At 71.7% G+C, this 16,806-nt stretch carries 15 protein-coding genes; 6 read left to right on the top strand and 9 right to left on the bottom strand.

Annotation, left to right across the window (positions count from 1 at the left end):
* Positions 1–28 precede the first annotated feature (28 nt).
* From FS532_RS16935 to FS532_RS16915, 5 genes are all read right to left on the bottom strand, one after another.
* Entirely contained in the window at positions 29–1,441 is a 1,413-nt protein-coding gene (locus FS532_RS16935; protein ID WP_144757113.1) for a DHA2 family efflux MFS transporter permease subunit, read from the bottom strand.
* A gap of 55 nt (positions 1,442–1,496) precedes the next feature.
* Complete coding sequence (locus FS532_RS16930) at positions 1,497–1,760, bottom strand: hypothetical protein (protein ID WP_079237915.1); 264 nt, start codon at positions 1,758–1,760, stop codon at positions 1,497–1,499.
* The gene (locus tag FS532_RS16925) at positions 1,757–2,398 is read right to left on the bottom strand and encodes a DUF308 domain-containing protein (RefSeq protein ID WP_260852793.1); all 642 of its coding nucleotides are present in this window, start codon (positions 2,396–2,398) and stop codon (positions 1,757–1,759) included. The genes FS532_RS16930 and FS532_RS16925 overlap by 4 nt, the downstream gene beginning before the upstream one ends.
* A gap of 177 nt (positions 2,399–2,575) precedes the next feature.
* Positions 2,576–4,531, bottom strand: coding sequence for a lectin-like domain-containing protein (locus tag FS532_RS16920; protein ID WP_144756927.1), 1,956 nt, complete (start codon positions 4,529–4,531; stop codon positions 2,576–2,578).
* Positions 4,532–4,637: 106 nt separating this feature from the next.
* Complete coding sequence (locus FS532_RS16915) at positions 4,638–6,275, bottom strand: glycoside hydrolase family 13 protein (protein ID WP_144756925.1); 1,638 nt, start codon at positions 6,273–6,275, stop codon at positions 4,638–4,640.
* Positions 6,276–6,366: 91 nt separating this feature from the next.
* Between FS532_RS16915 and FS532_RS16910 the strand changes: the two genes are divergently transcribed.
* From FS532_RS16910 to FS532_RS16895, 4 genes are all read left to right on the top strand, one after another.
* Positions 6,367–6,924, top strand: a complete 558-nt coding sequence (locus tag FS532_RS16910) for an NADPH-dependent FMN reductase (protein ID WP_144756923.1) — start codon at positions 6,367–6,369, stop codon at positions 6,922–6,924.
* A gap of 127 nt (positions 6,925–7,051) precedes the next feature.
* Positions 7,052–7,564 (top strand): MarR family winged helix-turn-helix transcriptional regulator, encoded by a 513-nt coding sequence (locus tag FS532_RS16905; RefSeq protein ID WP_144756921.1) that lies wholly within the window; start codon positions 7,052–7,054, stop codon positions 7,562–7,564.
* A 90-nt stretch (positions 7,565–7,654) separates the two neighbouring features.
* Positions 7,655–8,161: a Dps family protein gene (locus tag FS532_RS16900; RefSeq protein WP_144756919.1), complete on the top strand. Its 507-nt coding sequence runs from the start codon at positions 7,655–7,657 to the stop codon at positions 8,159–8,161.
* Positions 8,162–8,174: 13 nt separating this feature from the next.
* Positions 8,175–9,368, top strand: a complete 1,194-nt coding sequence (locus tag FS532_RS16895; RefSeq protein ID WP_144756917.1) for an NAD(P)/FAD-dependent oxidoreductase — start codon at positions 8,175–8,177, stop codon at positions 9,366–9,368.
* Positions 9,369–9,465: 97 nt separating this feature from the next.
* On the opposite strand, the gene FS532_RS16890 is transcribed toward FS532_RS16895, so the two are convergent.
* The 4 genes from FS532_RS16890 to FS532_RS16875 all read right to left on the bottom strand — a co-directional run bounded on the left by FS532_RS16890 (position 9,466) and on the right by FS532_RS16875 (position 13,678).
* Entirely contained in the window at positions 9,466–10,545 is a 1,080-nt protein-coding gene (locus FS532_RS16890; RefSeq protein WP_186322105.1) for an alpha/beta fold hydrolase, read from the bottom strand.
* A gap of 80 nt (positions 10,546–10,625) precedes the next feature.
* A complete protein-coding gene (locus FS532_RS16885) occupies positions 10,626–11,501 on the bottom strand; it encodes an SMP-30/gluconolactonase/LRE family protein (RefSeq protein ID WP_144756913.1) in 876 nt (291 codons plus the stop codon).
* A 71-nt stretch (positions 11,502–11,572) separates the two neighbouring features.
* Positions 11,573–12,406 carry a DUF1206 domain-containing protein gene (locus FS532_RS16880; RefSeq protein WP_186322104.1) on the bottom strand — a complete coding sequence of 278 codons (834 nt, stop codon included), beginning with the start codon at positions 12,404–12,406 and terminating at the stop codon, positions 11,573–11,575.
* Positions 12,407–12,511: 105 nt separating this feature from the next.
* Complete coding sequence (locus FS532_RS16875; protein WP_144756909.1) at positions 12,512–13,678, bottom strand: RtcB family protein; 1,167 nt, start codon at positions 13,676–13,678, stop codon at positions 12,512–12,514.
* A 484-nt stretch (positions 13,679–14,162) separates the two neighbouring features.
* Between FS532_RS16875 and FS532_RS16870 the strand changes: the two genes are divergently transcribed.
* Positions 14,163–15,980 carry a glycoside hydrolase family 15 protein gene (locus FS532_RS16870; RefSeq protein ID WP_144756907.1) on the top strand — a complete coding sequence of 606 codons (1,818 nt, stop codon included), beginning with the start codon at positions 14,163–14,165 and terminating at the stop codon, positions 15,978–15,980.
* A gap of 24 nt (positions 15,981–16,004) precedes the next feature.
* Positions 16,005–16,607 (top strand): J-domain-containing protein, encoded by a 603-nt coding sequence (locus FS532_RS16865; protein WP_144756905.1) that lies wholly within the window; start codon positions 16,005–16,007, stop codon positions 16,605–16,607.
* The last annotated feature ends 199 nt before the right edge of the window (positions 16,608–16,806 follow it).

Here is a 16,806-nt window from a genome sequence, read left to right as displayed (position 1 = left end):
TGACCCCGGGCGTGTCGCCGGCCGGGCCTCAGTCCCGGAGCAGGTGCGCGACGCCCTCCACCGAGCGCTTCGCGGCCGCCGAGGTGGACAGGAACCCGACGACGACGATGCCCGCGCCGATCCCGACCACGATCCACCACATCGCGTGCGTCGCCACGGCGAACCCGGCGCCGACGCTCGCCACCGCGCTCGCGCCGGTGACCGTGCCGGCCAGGGCGACACCGAGGGAGACCCCGGTCTGCCGGCTGGTCGAGGCGACGGCGGCGGCGGAGCCGGACTGCGCACGGGGCATGCCCGACACCGCGGTGTTCGTGATGGGGGCGTTCACCATGCCGAAGCCGAAGCCGAACAGCGCGAAGGCCACGACGAGCACCCACATCGGCGTGTGCGCGTCGATCGTGGTGAGGATGGCACCGGCGCCGCCGACCCCGATGCCGGCGAGGACGAACGGCACCCGCGTGCCAACCGATCCGACGAGCCGCCCGGACACCGGGGACACCAGCATCGTCGCGACCGCTGCCGGCAGCGTCCACAGGCCGGCCTCGAACGGGGACATCCCCCGGACCTCCTGCAGGTACAGGGCGTTGAGGAACAGGAACGCCCCGTTCGCACCGAAGGCAGCGATCGCGGTCACCACGGCGGACGAGAACGGGATGCTCCGGAAGAAGCGGACGTCGATGAGCGGTTCACGGCGACGGCGTTCGACGGCGACGAGCACCACGAGGGAGGCCGCAGCGACGACGAACAGCCCGAGGGCCGCCGGGGACGTCCACCCGAGTCGCGGCCCCTCGATGAGCCCGCCGACGAGGGTTGCGAGGAGCACGATGACGAGCACCTGCCCGACCGGGTCGAGCCGTCGGGGCTTCGGTGACTTGGACTCGGGGACGAACAGGAAGGTGAGGACGATCGCCGCGATGCCGATCGGCACGTTGATCCAGAAGATCGCGCGCCAGCCGACGGTGTCCGTGAGCGCCCCGCCGACGAGCGGCCCGAGCCCCATCGACACCCCGACCACCGCACCCCAGACGCCGACCGCTCGGGCACGCTCCTTCGCGTCGTCGAAGGTGGCGGTGATGATCGACATCGCGACGGGGTTCATCATCGATCCCCCGACGGCCTGCACCATCCGGAAGACCACGAGCCAGCCGACGCCCGGCGCGATCGAGCAGAGGAGCGACCCCACGGTGAACAGCGCGAGGCCGATCTGGAACGTCCGCCGACGACCGATCCGGTCCGCGGTCGACCCCGACAGCAGGAGGAGGCTCGCGAGCACCAGCGTGTAGGCGTCGATCGTCCACTGCAGGCCGGAGATGGTGCTGTCGAGCTCACGGCCGATCGACGGCAGGGCGACGTTCACCACCGTGGCGTCCATCGACACGATGAACAGGCTCATGCAGCACACCGCGAGGATCAGGTACCGGTGCCGGTACCGCTGCGGCAGGTCGGGATCGCCCTGGAACGGCCGACGTGACGGCAGCGCCCGGGCGGCGGGTGACTCAGTGGAAGTCGTCGCCGTCTCCTTCGCCCGGGGTCTTGTGCCCGCCGAGCATGTCGTTGTCGTCCTGGTCACTCGACGACGCCAGCTGCAGCATGGCGAGGACGACCACGACGACGATGAACGCGACACCGAGGAAGATCACGGCGAGCTGGAGCTCCCGCGTCGAGAACAACACGACGAGTCCGGTGAAGACCGCGACGATCGCGGAGATCCCGAGGAGCTCGACCGGGCGCAGGCGGTCGCGGCGGCTGGGGGTGGTCATGCGTGTGGTGCTCCGTCCGGGGCGGCTGCCGGAGCGGCCGTTCCCCACTTGTGCGAGAGTCCGGCGATCACGTGGAAGACCGCCGTGACGGCGAGGTACGCGCCGAGCAGGCCGACGAGGACGATCGAGGCGTCCAGGGTGCCGGTCACCTGCTCGACGCCGCCGAGCTGTTGTGAGTAGTCGGGGGGCGTCACCAGGAAGGCGACGGCGAGCAGCAGCGTGAGACCGCCGATGGTGGTCCAGTCGCGGGCGAACGGCGAGCGACCACGGGCGCGGAGACCCTGCGTCAGCTCGAGGGCGCCGGTCAGCACGGCGAAGGCGACGACGACGGCGATGAAGGCCGGCAGTCCGAGTCCGTTGCACGCGAAGGCGGCGACCGCGGCGAGCAGCGTGATGACCGACTGCACGAGGGTGGTGCGCCGCGACCGGTCGTCCGCCGCCAGGCGCGTCAGGCCCGCCAGCAGGAGCACGAGCCCGTCGACGACCGCGAACCCGCCGAACAGCAGCAGGCCGTAGCCCGCTGCGTGGTTGGACGAGAAGGTGATGACGAGGGCCACGATCGCGGCTGGGACGGCCCGGAGGACGGGGATCGGCCAGTACCGCGCGCGCTGGCCGGAGTCGTCCACGGAGTCGGACACGAGACCTCTTTCGGGCATGCGGATCGTGGTTCGATCCTACCGCCGGACCGTCGTGCGACCGACCGCGGTGGACGTGCCGCCGCTGAGGATGCTCGAACCCGGGCGACCCCGCCACCCCACGGCCGGTGGGACGGCGCCGCGCGACACCGCCGGCACCGTCCCACCGTCGCGGGTCCGTCACGCCCGCCGGACGTCCTCCGGTCCACCACGTGCACGACGACGTCGCCGCGCGAGCCACCAGCACGTGCCGCCCGCCGCGACGGCCACACCCGCGATCGCCGCGAGCAGCCCGAGGTCCTCGGCGCCGGTGTAGGCGAGGGAGCCGCCTCGTGACGCGCGGCGCCCGTCGGTCACGGGTGCGTGCTCGTCGCCGGACCCGACCCCGGCACCCGGTCCGCCGTCACCGTCCCCGCCGTCGTCCGGTCCCCCGTCACCCGGTCCCCCGTCCCCTGGCCCGCCGTCACCCGGATCGACGACGCCGATGCCGACCTCGGGCGAGGGGCGTCCGCCGTCCGGATCGGTCGGCGAGGTGGCCGTCGCGACGTTGACCACGTCCGACCCGTCACCCTCGTACCCGGGGTCGAGTGCCGCCCGGATCCGGAAGCCCAGCGACTCCCCCGCCGCGAGGGAACGCTCCGAGGAACACGTCACGACCTGGCCGGACGCGGTGCACCCGTCGTCCGACCCGACGAACCGCATGGCCACCGGGAGTTCGTCCACGGCACCGACCCGTTCCGCCGGGTCCGGTCCGACGTTCCGCGCGGTCACGGTGTACTCGACCTCGTCGCCCGGGGCGATGCCGGTCGAGGGCTCGACGGACTTGTCGGTCTCGACGTGCGCGACCGGTCCGGCACCGGCCTCGACGGTCGCACTCGCCGTGGAGACGTTGTCCGACTCGTCGATGTCCGCCAGCGGGGGCGCCGTGCCGATCGTCGCGACGCTGTCGAGACTGCCGGTCGTGCCCGCGGGGAGCCGACCGCGGACCGTGACCGTCACCGCCCCGTCACGCGGCAGGTCGACCTCGGTCGCGACGTCCCCCGCGCCGCTGGGAGCACCGCACGAGGACCCGCTCGCCGCGGTGCACGACCAGGTCACGTCATGCAGGACGTCGGGCACGTCGACGTCGAGGGGACTCGGCGCCGAGGCGTTCGGGCCGACGTTCCGTGCGGTCACGTCGTACTCGACCGTGTCACCCGCCGTCACGCTGGGCGCGAGGTCCTGCTCCACCGCGAGGTCGGCGGGCTGCCAGACCCGGAGCGCGTCGACCTCGTGCGCGTTCACGTGGGCTCCGGTCGCGGCGGAGAAGCCGAGGCGGAGCGTCGGCGGCAGGGGTGCCTGCCCGTCACCGTGCAGGGGAACGCGGTCGAGCACCGTCCGCATCGCTCCGCCGGCCTCGAGCCGCACGGTCACGGAGAGTTCACCGGCAGCGCCCGGCAGGAGCGTCACACGGACCTTCCGGGCACGGGAGCCGTCGGTCTGCACCGCACCGGGCGCTGCGACGCCGTCGACGTAGCGGTACCCGCTGAGCCCGTCGCCGGACCCACGGATCACGACCGACTCCGCCTGGGCACCGGGACCGGACTGGTTCAACGGCAGCGAGAAGTTGCCGTACTGGTCGAACGCGATGCCGGCGAACCCGCCCGGGAGTCCCGGTAGCTCACAGGGGAACACGCCGCCCTGGCTCCGTTCGTCCCGGCAGGCGTACCCGAGGGCCGCGCCGAAGGCTCCGACTCCCTGCGGTGCGGCACCGTCGGCGAGCGACAGCACGAGGCCGTCCGCACCGGTGTCGCCCACGTCGTTCCACATCGCGTACTCGAACTCGATCTCGAGCCCGAGGTCGGACGGGAAGGTGTCGTCGGTCGACCACGACCCGGCCTGGCGTCGGACGTCGTCGGTGAGCCGGAGGCGGCCGTCGGTGACGACCGCGTCGCCGCCGAGCGTGCCGCCGTCAGCGGCGTCGAACGGGTTCTCGTACGGGAAGGTGAGCTCGCCCGCGCTCGAGGCAGCGGGGACGAGCGCCGGTGCGGCGAGGACGCCGAGCGCGGTGAGGACGCTGGCGACGCCCACGGCGAACCGGACGGGACGTGACCGGGCGGCCGCACGGCCGCCCGTCGGGGTGTTGGGATCTCTCATGCCCCGATGGTCGCGATCCTGACGCGACCGCCAGGCGGACGTCAGCCGATCTGTGGATCGCTACCCCGCGCCTCCAGGCTGTGGAGGACAGGGCGGCAGCCGTCGGTCAGGCGAGCCAGACGGTCGTCTCCCCCGGCAGCACGTCGTCCGACACCGGACCCGATGCCACCACCACGGTGCCGACGGGCAGCGGCACCGGCTCGGTGCCGAAGTTCGTGACCGAACGCCACCCGTCGTGGCGTTCGAAGGCGACCACGCCGTCGCCCGCGTCGATCCACGCGAGCGACTCGCCCCGCTGCAACCGCCGTCGGGCGGCGAGCGCCGCGCGGTAGAGCGACAGGGTCGAGGACGGGTCGTCCGACTCCGCCTCGACCGAGAACGCGCCGAACTCGGCCGGCTGCGGCAGGTGGGGCGCGACCGACCCGAAGCCGAACGAGGGACCCGACGTCGTCCACGGGATCGGCACGCGGCAGCCGTCCCGGCCCTTCACGGTGTGGCCGGTGCGGATCCACTTCGGGTCCTGCAGCAGGTCGTGCGGGATGGCCGCGGCCTCCTGCAGCCCGAGCTCCTCGCCCTGGTAGACGTACGACGACCCCGGGAGCGCCAGCATGAGCAGCGTCGCGGCCCGCGCCCGGCGGAGCCCCTTGGCTCGGTCGAGCGCCGGCTGCGTGCCGTCGGTCATCAGCCAGGCGTCGGTGTCGGCGCCGTCCGGCAGCCCGTACCGGGTCGCGTGCCGCACGACGTCGTGGTTCGACAGCACCCAGGTGCTCGAGGCGCCGGACTCCTGCGCAGCAGCGAGGTTCCTGTCGACGACCGTCCGGAACGCCGACGCCTCGAAGGGTGCCTCGAGCAGGTCGAAGTTGAACGCCTGACCGAGCTCCGTGGGCCGCGCGTAGAGCACCCGACGGGGCGCCGGCGCCCAGGCCTCGGCGACCGCCGCGCGGGGCGGGTCGTACTCGTCGAGCACGGTCCGCCAGGACTCGAAGATCGTGTGCACCTCGTCGCGGTCGTAGAGCGGGTCGGAACCGTCGAGGGGCAGCGCGTGCTCGTTCGACGGGCGGTACGGCGTCGAGAGGTCCTTCGCCAGCCCGTGCGCGACGTCCACGCGGAAGCCGTCGACACCCCGGTCGGACCAGAAGCGCAGGGTGTCCTCGAAGTCGCTCCGGACCACCGGGTTCGACCAGTCGAGGTCGGGCTGCTCCGGGGCGAACAGGTGCAGGAACCACTGCCCGTCCGGCACCCGGGTCCAGGCGCTCCCGCCGAAGTTCGACACCCAGTCGCTCGGCGGCTGCTCGCCCGAGGGACCAGCACCGTCGCGGAACACGTACCGCGCCCGTTCGGGCGACCCGGGTGCAGACGCGAGCGCTGCCCGGAACCACTCGTGGTGGTCCGACGTGTGGTTCGGCACGACGTCGACGATCACCCGGACGTCGTGCTCGTGCGCGGCGCGGACGAGCGCGTCGAAGTCGTCGAGCGTCCCGAGCCGAGGGTCGACGGCGCGGTAGTCGGCGACGTCGTAGCCGCCGTCGGCCAGGGGCGACGGGAAGAACGGCGAGAGCCAGATCGCGTCGACGCCGAGCGACGCCAGGTACGGCACGCGGCTCGTGATCCCGGCGACGTCCCCGAGCCCGTCGCCGTCCGTGTCGGCGAAGCTGCGCGGGTAGACCTGGTAGACGACGGCGTTCCGCCACCAGTCCGGGTCGGTCGTGCGGGGTGTGCTGGCCGGCGTCCGAAGCGTGCTCACGTCGTCAACCTACACAGACGGGAATACCGCCGGGGTCGGATGCTTTGGTTGTCGGTGACACCTTTCCGTACCAGAACGAACAGGATCCACCATGACGAACGTCCTCGCCCTCGTCGGCAGCCTCCGCGCCGACTCGATCAACCGCAAGCTCGCCGAGGCAGCCGTGCACCACGCTCCGGAGGGCATCGAGGTCACCACGTTCGACGGCATCGTCGACCTGCCCTTCTACAACGAGGACATCGACGGCGAGACCCCGCCCGCCTCGGCCGTCGCGTTCCGTGCCGCCATCGAGGCCGCCGACGCCGTCCTGCTCGTCACGCCGGAGTACAACGGCACGATCCCGGCCGTCCTGAAGAACGCGCTCGACTGGGCGTCGCGTCCGTTCGGTGCCTCCCCGATCTCCGGTAAGCCCCTCGCCGCGATCGGTTCGGCGTTCGGCCAGTACGGCGGCGTCTGGGCGCACGACGACGCCCGCAAGGTGGCCGGCATCGCGGGTGCGAAGGTCCTCGAGGACGTGAAGGTCGCCATCCCGCAGTCGGTCGTCCGCTTCGCGGAGACCCACCCGCGCGAGGACGCCGAGGTCACCGAGCTGGTGCAGGGCGCGCTGAGGGCGCTCGCCGACGCGTCGGCCGAGCAGGTCGCCGCGTAACACCGACAGGGCCTGGAGGCGCGGTGCCAGCTGGCACCGCGCCTCCCGTCCGTCCGTGTGGTGCGGGAGACCGCATCCCGTGAGGTCCCTAGACAGCCTGACAACGAGACGGACTAACCTGAAGTCCATGTCCACGCAGGAGATCACGGAGCCGTCCGGGTACTGGTTCCCCGATGACGACGCGACGCAACGCGGCGTCGCCGTGCTGAACGCCCTGCGCCGGTACCGTGCCGCCGAGACGGCCATGCGCCGCCGGACCCGGGACTCGATGGGCATGGGCGAGACCGACCTGCTCGCGGTGCGCTACCTGCTGCAGGCCCAGCGCGCCGGACGCACCGTCAAGCCGAAAGACCTCGCCGCCTACCTCAAGATCTCGTCGGCGTCGACGACGATCCTGATCGACCGCCTGGTGAAGTCGAACCACGTCCGCCGTGACCCGCACCCCACCGACCGCCGCGCGCTCGTCATCACGCCGACGACCGAGACCGACGACGAGGTCCGCGCGACCCTCGGCATCATGCACCGCCGGATGATGTCCATCGCCGAGGGGCTCTCCGCCGACGACGCCCGTGTCGTCGCGGTGTTCCTCGAGCAGATGCGCTCCGCCGTGGACCAGGTCGACCCCGTCGTCTCGCACTGATCATCCACGGGGGACGCACTTCTGAGCGCGCGCCCTGCTGCACCGCGTAGACCGGTCTGGTACCGGCCACCAACGCGGAAGGAACCGATCATGCACGCATCGGACAAGCTCGCCAAGAACCTCCAGGCGGTCCTCGTGGACCTCATCGACCTGCACGTCCAGGGCAAGCAGGCCCACTGGAACATCCTCGGGACCAACTTCCGGGACCTCCACCTCCAGCTCGACGAGATCGTCGACGCGGCTCGCGAGTTCGCCGACGACACCGCCGAGCGCATGCGTGCGCTCTACGCCGTGCCGGACGGACGCTCGAGCACGGTCGCCGCGAGCAGCCACCTCGACCAGTTCCCCGAGGGCGAGATCACCACGCACGACGCGATCGACCAGGTCACGCTGCGCCTCTACCAGGCCACCGGGACCATGCGCGACGTCCACGACGAGGTCGACGAGGAGGACCCGACGACCGCGGACCTGCTCCACGGCTTCATCGAGCGCCTCGAGCAGCTCGCGTGGATGGTCTCCGCGGAGAACCGCGCGCCGAGCACGCCCCTCGCCTCGGCCACGACCCCGGCCGTCGCGGACGCCTCGGCGCACGCCTGACCCCCGGCCGCACATGACCGACTACCGCTACCTCATCGTCGGCGGCGGGATGGTCGCGGACGCCGCAGCACGGGGCGTCCGCGAACTCGACGCCGACGGCACGATCGGCATCATCAGCGAGGACGTCGACCGGCCGTACGCCCGGCCGGCGCTCTCGAAGAAGCTCTGGACCGACCCGGACTTCAGCTGGGACGAGAAGGTCGACCTGCACACCGAGGAGACCGGGGCGTCCTTCGTCCTCGGCACCGCGGTCACGGCGATCGACCGTGCCGCGAAGACCGTGACGACGGCCGACGGCGACACCCACGGCTACGAGCGGCTGCTCCTCGCCACGGGTGGGAAGCCGCGGGGCCTGCCCGGCCTGTCACCGTCCGACCGGGTGCTCGACTACCGCAGCGCCGCCGACTACCGACGACTCCGTGAGCTCGCCGACGCCGGGGCCCACGTGGCCGTGGTCGGCGGCGGGTACATCGGCACCGAGATCGCGGCGGGCATCGTGCAGAACGGTGCCCGCGTCACGCTCGTCGACCCGGACGAGGTCGTCGGCGGCCGGATGTTCCCGGACGACCTCGCGCGGGCGTTCCAGCAGCGGTTCACCGACCACGGCGTCACCCTCCGCACCGGGCGCCGGGTGGAACAGGGCCACGAGCACGAGGGCGGCATCACCCTGACGCTCGACGACGGCTCCACGGTCGAGGCCGATGCGGTCGTCGTCGGACTCGGCATCGAACCGGCGACCCAGCTCGCCGCGGACGCCGGCCTCACCGTGCGGGACGGCATCCTCGTCTCCTCGACGCTGCTGACCGACGACGAGTCGGTCTTCGCCGCCGGGGACGTGGCCGAGTACCCCGACCGGATCCTCGGCACCCGCCGCGTCGAGCACGTCGACAACGCGCAGCAGCAGGGTCGGCAGGCAGGCCGGAACCTGGCGGACGCGGACGAGACCTACGACCACACGCCGATGTTCTACTCCGACGTCTTCGACATGGGGTACGAGGCCGTCGGACAGGTGACGACGAAGCTCCGCACCGTCGAGGACTGGCAGGACCCGACCGTCACCGGCGTCGTCTACTACCTCGATGACGACGACACGGTGCGTGGCGTGCTGCTCTGGAACGTCTGGGACAAGACGGACGAGGCCCGCAAGGTGCTCGCCGAGGCGCACGCGCTGACGGCCGACATGCTGCCGGGCCGCATCACGCCCTGACGGTCGTCCCGCGCTCCGGAGGCGACTTCCTGGAGGCGCGGTGCCGGTTCTCGAGACCGGCACCGCGCCTCCAGGCGGTCCAGCCCACCGCGTCGGTTCAGCCGGCCTCGCGGGTCTCGGGGGCGACCGCGTCGACGACCGCCTTGCGGTCGGCCGGGTCGACCGGCAGGTCGTCGCCGTCGGCCATCGCCACGGCGTGGGCGGACTTCGCCGCCTCGAGCGTCTCGTCGTCGTTCTTCGCCATCCCGAACAGCTCCACGAACCGCGACTTCACGAGCATCCAGGCCTCGCGCGGGCTGAGCCGCGACAGGTCCGACGCCGTCGAGTCGTCACGCACGCGCTGCAGCGAGGAGACCCCGCGGTCGGGCAGCCGACCCGCAACGTGGTCCACCGCGAGCCGGGCCACCGCGTCGGCCTGCGCGTGCATGACCGAGTGCGCGCCGTCCACGACCTCGCGGAGGACCGCGTAGGGGAACACCCGGGCCAACCGGCGGACCCAGTCCCGCGGGACCATCGCGTCGTACTCGCCACGCACGATGAGGGTGCGCGCCTGCACGTGTGCGGCGCGCTCCTCGATCGGGAACGCGATCATCCGTGGCAGCACCTTCGAGAACCAGTGCCAGCCGCACAGCACGTACGCCGTGATGCCGTGCCACCGGACCGCCGCAGGCTCGTGCAGCGTCGACCGGAGGAACCGGAACGCCGACTGCCGGACCGTGCGCGCGTGCGAGTCCACGACCGGGCTGATGAGCACGAGGTCGGAGATCTCCGGACGGCGGGCGGCGACCTCCGTCACGACCTGCGTCCCCATCGAGTGCCCGACGAGCACGGGGTCGACCAGACCGAGGTCGTCGATGACCTTCTCGACGGCATCGGCGTACCGCTCGATCGACACCCTGCCCCGGAACCGCGGGACGCCGGCGAACCCGGGCAGGTCCAGAGCGTGCACCGGACCGTTCTCGTTGAGGTGCGGGGCGAGCCGTTCGTAGTAGGTGGCGGCGATGCCGAGCCCGGCGACGAGCAGGAACGCTCGCTCACCCGGCTCGCCGATGGAGCTCACCCGCACGTAGGTGCCGTCGACGGCGACCCGGTCGACCTCCACGGTGACGTCCGCGTCCTCGGCCTGTGCGAGCTCGCTCGCCGGGTCCGGGGTGGCTGCCGTGTGGTCGTCGTTCACTTCGGTCTCCTCGGGTCGGGCGAGCGCCCACGATACCCGCCGTCGCGCCGGGAGTCCTGGTCGCCGGGGCCGTGCGCGGCTCAGCCGCTGAACGTGTTCGCGGGGAACCCGTGCACCCGGGTCGGTACCGCGAACACCGCACCCGAGTGCGGGTGGGCTCTGAGCTGCTCCTCGGTGAGGTTCTCCCGCGCCGTGGCGACGAACAGGGTCGACATGTCCGGGCCGCCGAACGCCACCGAGGTGACGTTCGGTGCGGGGAGCTCGACCGTCTCGAGATGCGATCCGTCCGCACCGTACCGCTCGACCCGTCCCCCGCCGTAGATCGCGCTCCAGAAGCACCCCTCGTCGTCGCGGACGAGTCCGTCGTGGGCGGCGCCGACGACGAACGGCTCGAGTTCACCGAGCTCCCCGTCCGCTCCGTACGGCGCGCGGTAGATCGTGGAGGCGCTCGTGTCCGTCACGTACATCACGGTGCCGTCGTCCGACCACTCCATCCCGTTCGTCACCCCGAAGCCGCCCCGGAGCAGCCGCGTCGCGCCGTCCGCCTCGATCGAGTACAGGGCCCCGTCGGGCTCGCCCGTCGTGAGGTTCATGCTGCCGACCAGGAATCGGCCGAACGGGTCGCACTTGCCCTCGTTGAACCGGAGCCCCGGACCGGCGTGCTGTACGCGGGCGATCTCCCGCTCGACGGAGCCCTCGGCGTCGGTCACCACCACCACGTCCCCGAGTGCTGCGACGAATCCGCCGGCCGCTCGGGGTTGGAAGCTCGCGAGCGGGGGCGGCAGCGGTACGCTCGACTCGAGGGCACCGCGTGCGTCGGCCGTGTTCAGCGTCCCGAGTGTGATGTCAGCCCAGCGCAGCCGTTGGGCTGCCGGGTCCCACACGATGCTCTCGGCGAGGACTGCTCGGGCGTCGGAGAAGACGGTCACGGGTCCGGTCGTCGCAGTGGAGCTCATGCCCCCGGTCTACCGGCCACGCCTCTGCTCGTCCCCAGCGGGAGCCTCCGAGCTCGGCGAACGCCCGTCCGTCAGAGACGGGCGTACCGGGCCCGGAAGAAGCTGTAGACGCCGAAGGCCAGGAACCCGATGCCGATCGCCACGAGGACGAACACCCCACCGGGCATGCTCCGCAACGCGTCGAAGGCCCCGTCGAGCCCGGTGGCCTGGTCGGGATCGCTGCGGAACCCGGCGACCGCGATGAGCACACCGACGATCACCACCGCGAGGCCCTTGAGCACGTAGCCGACCACGCCGAGCACCGTGACGACCCGCTCGACCGACTGCGGCGGGTGCACGAGCTGCTTCCAGAACGAGCGGCGGATCCCGATCACCACGAGGCCGATCCCGATGCCGACGGCGACGGCCGCCACGAGGAGCAGCAGGAACACGCCACCGGGCGTCGCGAGTGCCTTCGCCGCGGCACTGCGGGTCGATCCGCTCGAGCTCTTTCCGGCACCGACGGCGTAGGACGCGGCCGAGTACGCGATGACGCCGTAGACCACGGCTTTGCAGACGTCCTTGAAGCGGTTGCCCCAGGCGCGGGCGCTGTCGGTGCGGCCGCCGACCACGGCCTCGAGCACGAGCCGGATGGTCAGCGCCGCACAACCGACGGTCACGATCCAGAGGAGCAAGACGCCGCCCGGGACCGCAGCGATCTGTTGCAGCGCTCCGGACTGGTCGGTCTCGGTGCCGGAGGAGGCGTTCCCGACGCCGAGCAGGATCGCCAGGTAGCCGATGAGCAGGTGCACGATGCCGCTGCCGACGAACCCCGCACGAGCGGTCACCTCGAACCAGCGGCTGTCCGCGACCCGCCTCGCTTCGCGTCCGGTCTTCCGGGCCGCCTGTTCCGCCTGCTCACTCACTCCACAGAGCGTGCCTGACGGAACGGCCCGTGTCCGGAAGGGGCGGTGGGTCCCAGCCACCTGCCGGACCGGAGGCGCGGGACGGGACCCGCCCCGCGCCTCCGGTCAGTCGCCCTTGACGTTGACGACCTGCCGCAGCGTGTGCCGGATCGTCACGAGCTCCGCCGCGTCGGCCATGACCTGGTCGATGGGCTTGTACGCCGCGGGGATCTCGTCGAGGAACGCGTCGGTGTCGCGGTACTCGATGCCGACCATCGCCGCCCGGAGCTCGTCGTGCGTGAAGGTCCTCCGTGCCGCGGACCGCGAGTACAGCCGACCGGCACCGTGCGGCGACGACTCGAGCGACGGCTTGTTGCCGAGGCCCTCGACGACGTACGACGCGGTGCCCATCGATCCGGGGATGAGTCCGGGCTGCCCGGCCTTCGCCTGGATCGCACCCTTCCGGGACACCCACACCGACTTCCCCCAGTGCGTCTCACGCTGGGTGAAGTTGTGGTGGCAGTTGATCCGCTCCTGCTCGTCGACCGGCTGTCCGAGCACCTCGGACAGCTGCCGCACGACCCGGTCCATCATCTCCTCGCGGTTGAGGCGCGCGAAGTGCTGGGCCCACCGCAGCTCGGCGATGTACCGGTCGAACTCCGGGGTGCCCTCGACCAGGTACGCCAGGTCGGGGTCCGGGAGCTCGATCCACCAGCGCTGCATCATCCGCTTGGCGACCTTGATGTGCCGCTGGGCGATCTTGTTGCCGACACCCCGCGACCCGGAGTGCAGGAACAGCCAGACCCGGTCCACCTCGTCGAGGGAGACCTCGATGAAGTGGTTGCCGGACCCGAGGGTGCCGAGCTGGTTCCGCCAGCCGCCGTGCGCCCCCGCGGGGTCGAACCCGGCGGCCGCCGCCATCGTCTCGAGCTCCGCGATCCGGGGCTCGGCGGTGGCGACGATCTTCCGGTTCGACGCACCGGCCGACAGCGGGATGGCCCGCTCGATCTGCTCGCGGAGCTCCTGCAGGTCGTCGGGCAGGTCGCCTGTCGTGAACTGGGTGCGGACCGCGATCATGCCGCAGCCGATGTCGACGCCGACGGCTGCCGGCATCACGGCGCCGAGGGTCGGGATGACCGATCCGACGGTGGCCCCGAGGCCGAGGTGGGCGTCCGGCATGAGGGCCAGGTGCGGGAACACGAACGGCATGCGAGCGGTCGTGCGGGCCTGCTGCTCGGTGTTCTCCTCGAGCATCGAGGCCCAGCTCAGCAGCCGGTCGTTGATCTTCTCCATTGCTTCGTCTCGCTTTCGTGACGGTCGTCGACGACGGTCGTCGGCGACGTCTTCGGTGACGGTCCGAGGCGGACTCCCGCTGCCGTTGGGCGCCACGAGACGTGGCGTTCGGAGGGCAGCGTGGTGGAGAGGACGCCCCGGGCCGGGTGGGCACGGGGCGTCGGGTGACGTCGCGTGCCTACGCGGGATAGCGGTCGGGCTGCTGCTCACTGCGCTGTTCGGGCAGCACGAGGAGCGTGTCGAGCTGGAGCTCGACTCGCTGTTCGTGGTGCTGCACGGCGCGCATGCGCGGTCCTTCCGGTGGTGCCCGGGACGGGCGGTCCTGCCGATGGGCAGGAGGACGACAGTAGTGCGACACGCCCGGGGTGCACAAGTCGCCCCGGGCGTGTCGCCGGTTTGCACAGCCTGGAGGCTCGCCACGCGTTCTCCACAGCGGGGTACGCCCGCCTGATGGTCGGGTCCAGTGCACGGGCAGGCTGGGTGCATGAACGAGCGGACCCGAGACACCCCCGACGCGATCGACAACGACGAACGCACCGACGGGTACGTCCCGCTCCGCTCCTACGGAGCGATCGGTGACGGACGCACGGTGGCGCTCATCGCGCGCGACGGTCGGATCGACTGGTTGCCGATCCCGGCGATGGACTCCCCGCCGGTGTTCGCCAGCATCCTCGACCCCGAGCACGGCGGCCACGTGGCGCTGCGGCCGACGGACGCCTCCGCCGAGGTCTCCCGCGAGTACCTCCCGGGGACGAACGTCCTCGTCAGCACCTGGACGACGCCATCCGGACGCGTGACGGTGACGGACGCGATGGTCACCGGTGTCGCCGGTCGGCTGCCGTGGGCAGAGGTCGCGCGCTGCGTGCAGGGCGTCGAGGGGTCGGTCGAGCTGGAGTGGGCGGTCGTGCCCGGCACCCTGCTGAACACCTCGGAGCCGAAGCGACTCGACACGGCGAACGGTGCGGTCATCGGCATCGACGGCATCACGATCGCCATCGTCGAGCAGGGGTTCGATCCCGTGCACGACGACGGCCCCCGGTTCTCCGGCCGGTTCACAGCCACGGCGGGCTCGAAGCACATCCTCACGATCGTCGGCACCCACGACGAGCCGATCTTCATGCCGCGGCCCGAGAGCGCCCTCGAGGCGATGGACCGCACCATCGACAACTGGGCGACCTGGTCGGAGGAGTTCTCCTACGACGGCCCCTGGTCGGACGCCGTGCAGCGGAGCGCACTCGCCCTCAAGCTCCTCATCTACTCGCCCACCGGCGCCATCGCAGCGGCCCCCACGACGAGCCTCCCCGAGGACCGCACCGGCGGGAAGAACTGGGACTACCGGTTCGCCTGGGTGCGCGACCTGTCCTACACGGTGCACGCGCTCACCCGCTTCGGCCTGCGCGAGGAGACCCACGCCGCGGTCTCGTGGGTGATGCAGACGATCGCCGAGCACGACGCGGACATGCCGATCTTCTACCGGCTCGACGGGTCGAAGAGCGACGGTGTCGAGGAGCGTGACGTCCCCGGGTGGAACGGCGTCGGCCCGGTCACGGTGGGGAACCGTGCGGGCGACCAGCTGCAGCTCGGCGTGTGGGGTGACGTCTTCGAGATCCTGCGGCAGTACGTCCGGGCCGGGAACGTCCTCGACCGGAAGACCGCGGCGGTCCTGCAGGGCCTCGCCGACGACGCCTGTCACCGCTGGGAGGAGCAGGACTCGGGCATGTGGGAGCTCGAGGAGGCCCAGCACTACGTCACGAGCAAGATCGGCTGCTGGCAGGCGCTCGACGCGGCGATCGAGCTGCACGACGCCGGCATGATCGACGGGCCGCGTGACAAGTGGGTCGAGAACCGCGAGCTCATCGTGCAGTGGGTCGGGGAACACGGCTGGGACGAGGAACGCGGCCACTACGTGATGTACCCGGGCTCGGACGCGCTCGACACGTCGATCCTGCTGCACGCGATGAGCGCGTTCGATCGTGGTCCCCGGATGGAGTCGACGATCCGGGCGATCGAGGACCAGCTGCAGCGCGGGCCGCTCGTGTACCGCTACTCCGGCATCGAGGACGAGGAGTCCCCGTTCGTGGCGTGCTCGTTCTGGCTCGTCGCGGCTATGGCGTGCGTCGGCCGGGTCGACGATGCCCGGGTGCTGATGGACGAGATGGTCGAGCAGGCGAACGACGTCGGACTGTTCAGCGAGATGATCAGCGAGGACGGCACCTTCATGGGGAACCTCCCGCAGGGCCTCTCGCACCTCGCCCTCATCCAGGCAGCGCTCACGGTGGAGGAACTCTCGCGCGATTCGTGAGTCCGTGTGCAAGATGGAAGCACGATGAACGACGTCGATGCACGCATGGACCGGTTGCGGCGGGCCGCCCGCTACCGGTACCAGCAGCTCGTGGACAGCGAGATCGAACGCGGCTCGCTCGACCCGGACGAGGTCCGTGAGGAACGCCGGCTCCTGAAGGCCGCGGACGTCGCGGCGCACGCCAGGGCCCAGATCGAGCAGGCCGAACGGCGTGGCGCCTTCGAGGGGAACCCGTACCACGGCAAGCCCCTGCCCGGGAACGACGGTCGGCACGATCCCGACTGGTGGATCAAGTCGAAGATCGAGCGGGAGGACATCCGGGGGATCGCGCCTCCCGCCCTGTCACTCCGGACGGAGGACGCCGAACTCGACGCCCACCTCGACGAACTGTCCGTCGAGACCGACGTCCGTGCCGTGCTCGAGGACTTCAACGCCCGCGTGAAGGAGGCCCGTCGGCAGCTGCTCGGCGGGCCGCCGGTGGTGACCCCGCTCCGTGACGTCGACGAGGAGCTGACACGGTGGCGGGACCGCCGGCAGGAGCGCCAGGCGGCGGACGCGCTGGCCGCGGCCGAGCGGGCGACGGCGTCCGAGGACCGGCCACGCCGATGGTGGCACCGACGTCGGTGAGGTGATCCGCGCCTCCAGGCCGTCGCCGTCTCGTGGCGGGCCGCAGCAGCGGTCCGCAGCAGCGGTCCGCAGACGCCGGAACGACCGCAGCACCACGCGGTCTGCGTGGTGCTGCGGTCGTCCCTGGCGTGGAAGCGTTACTTGATCTTGGCGGTGATGGTGGCGGTGCCGACGAGGAGGCCGCTCTTGACGGCGTCGG

It is taken from the genome of Curtobacterium pusillum, from assembly GCF_007673235.1.
Taxonomy (GTDB): Bacteria; Actinomycetota; Actinomycetes; order Actinomycetales; family Microbacteriaceae; genus Curtobacterium; species Curtobacterium pusillum_C.
The sequence above is the reverse complement of the archived record's forward strand: the minus strand, read 5'-3'. Positions and strand labels throughout refer to the sequence as shown.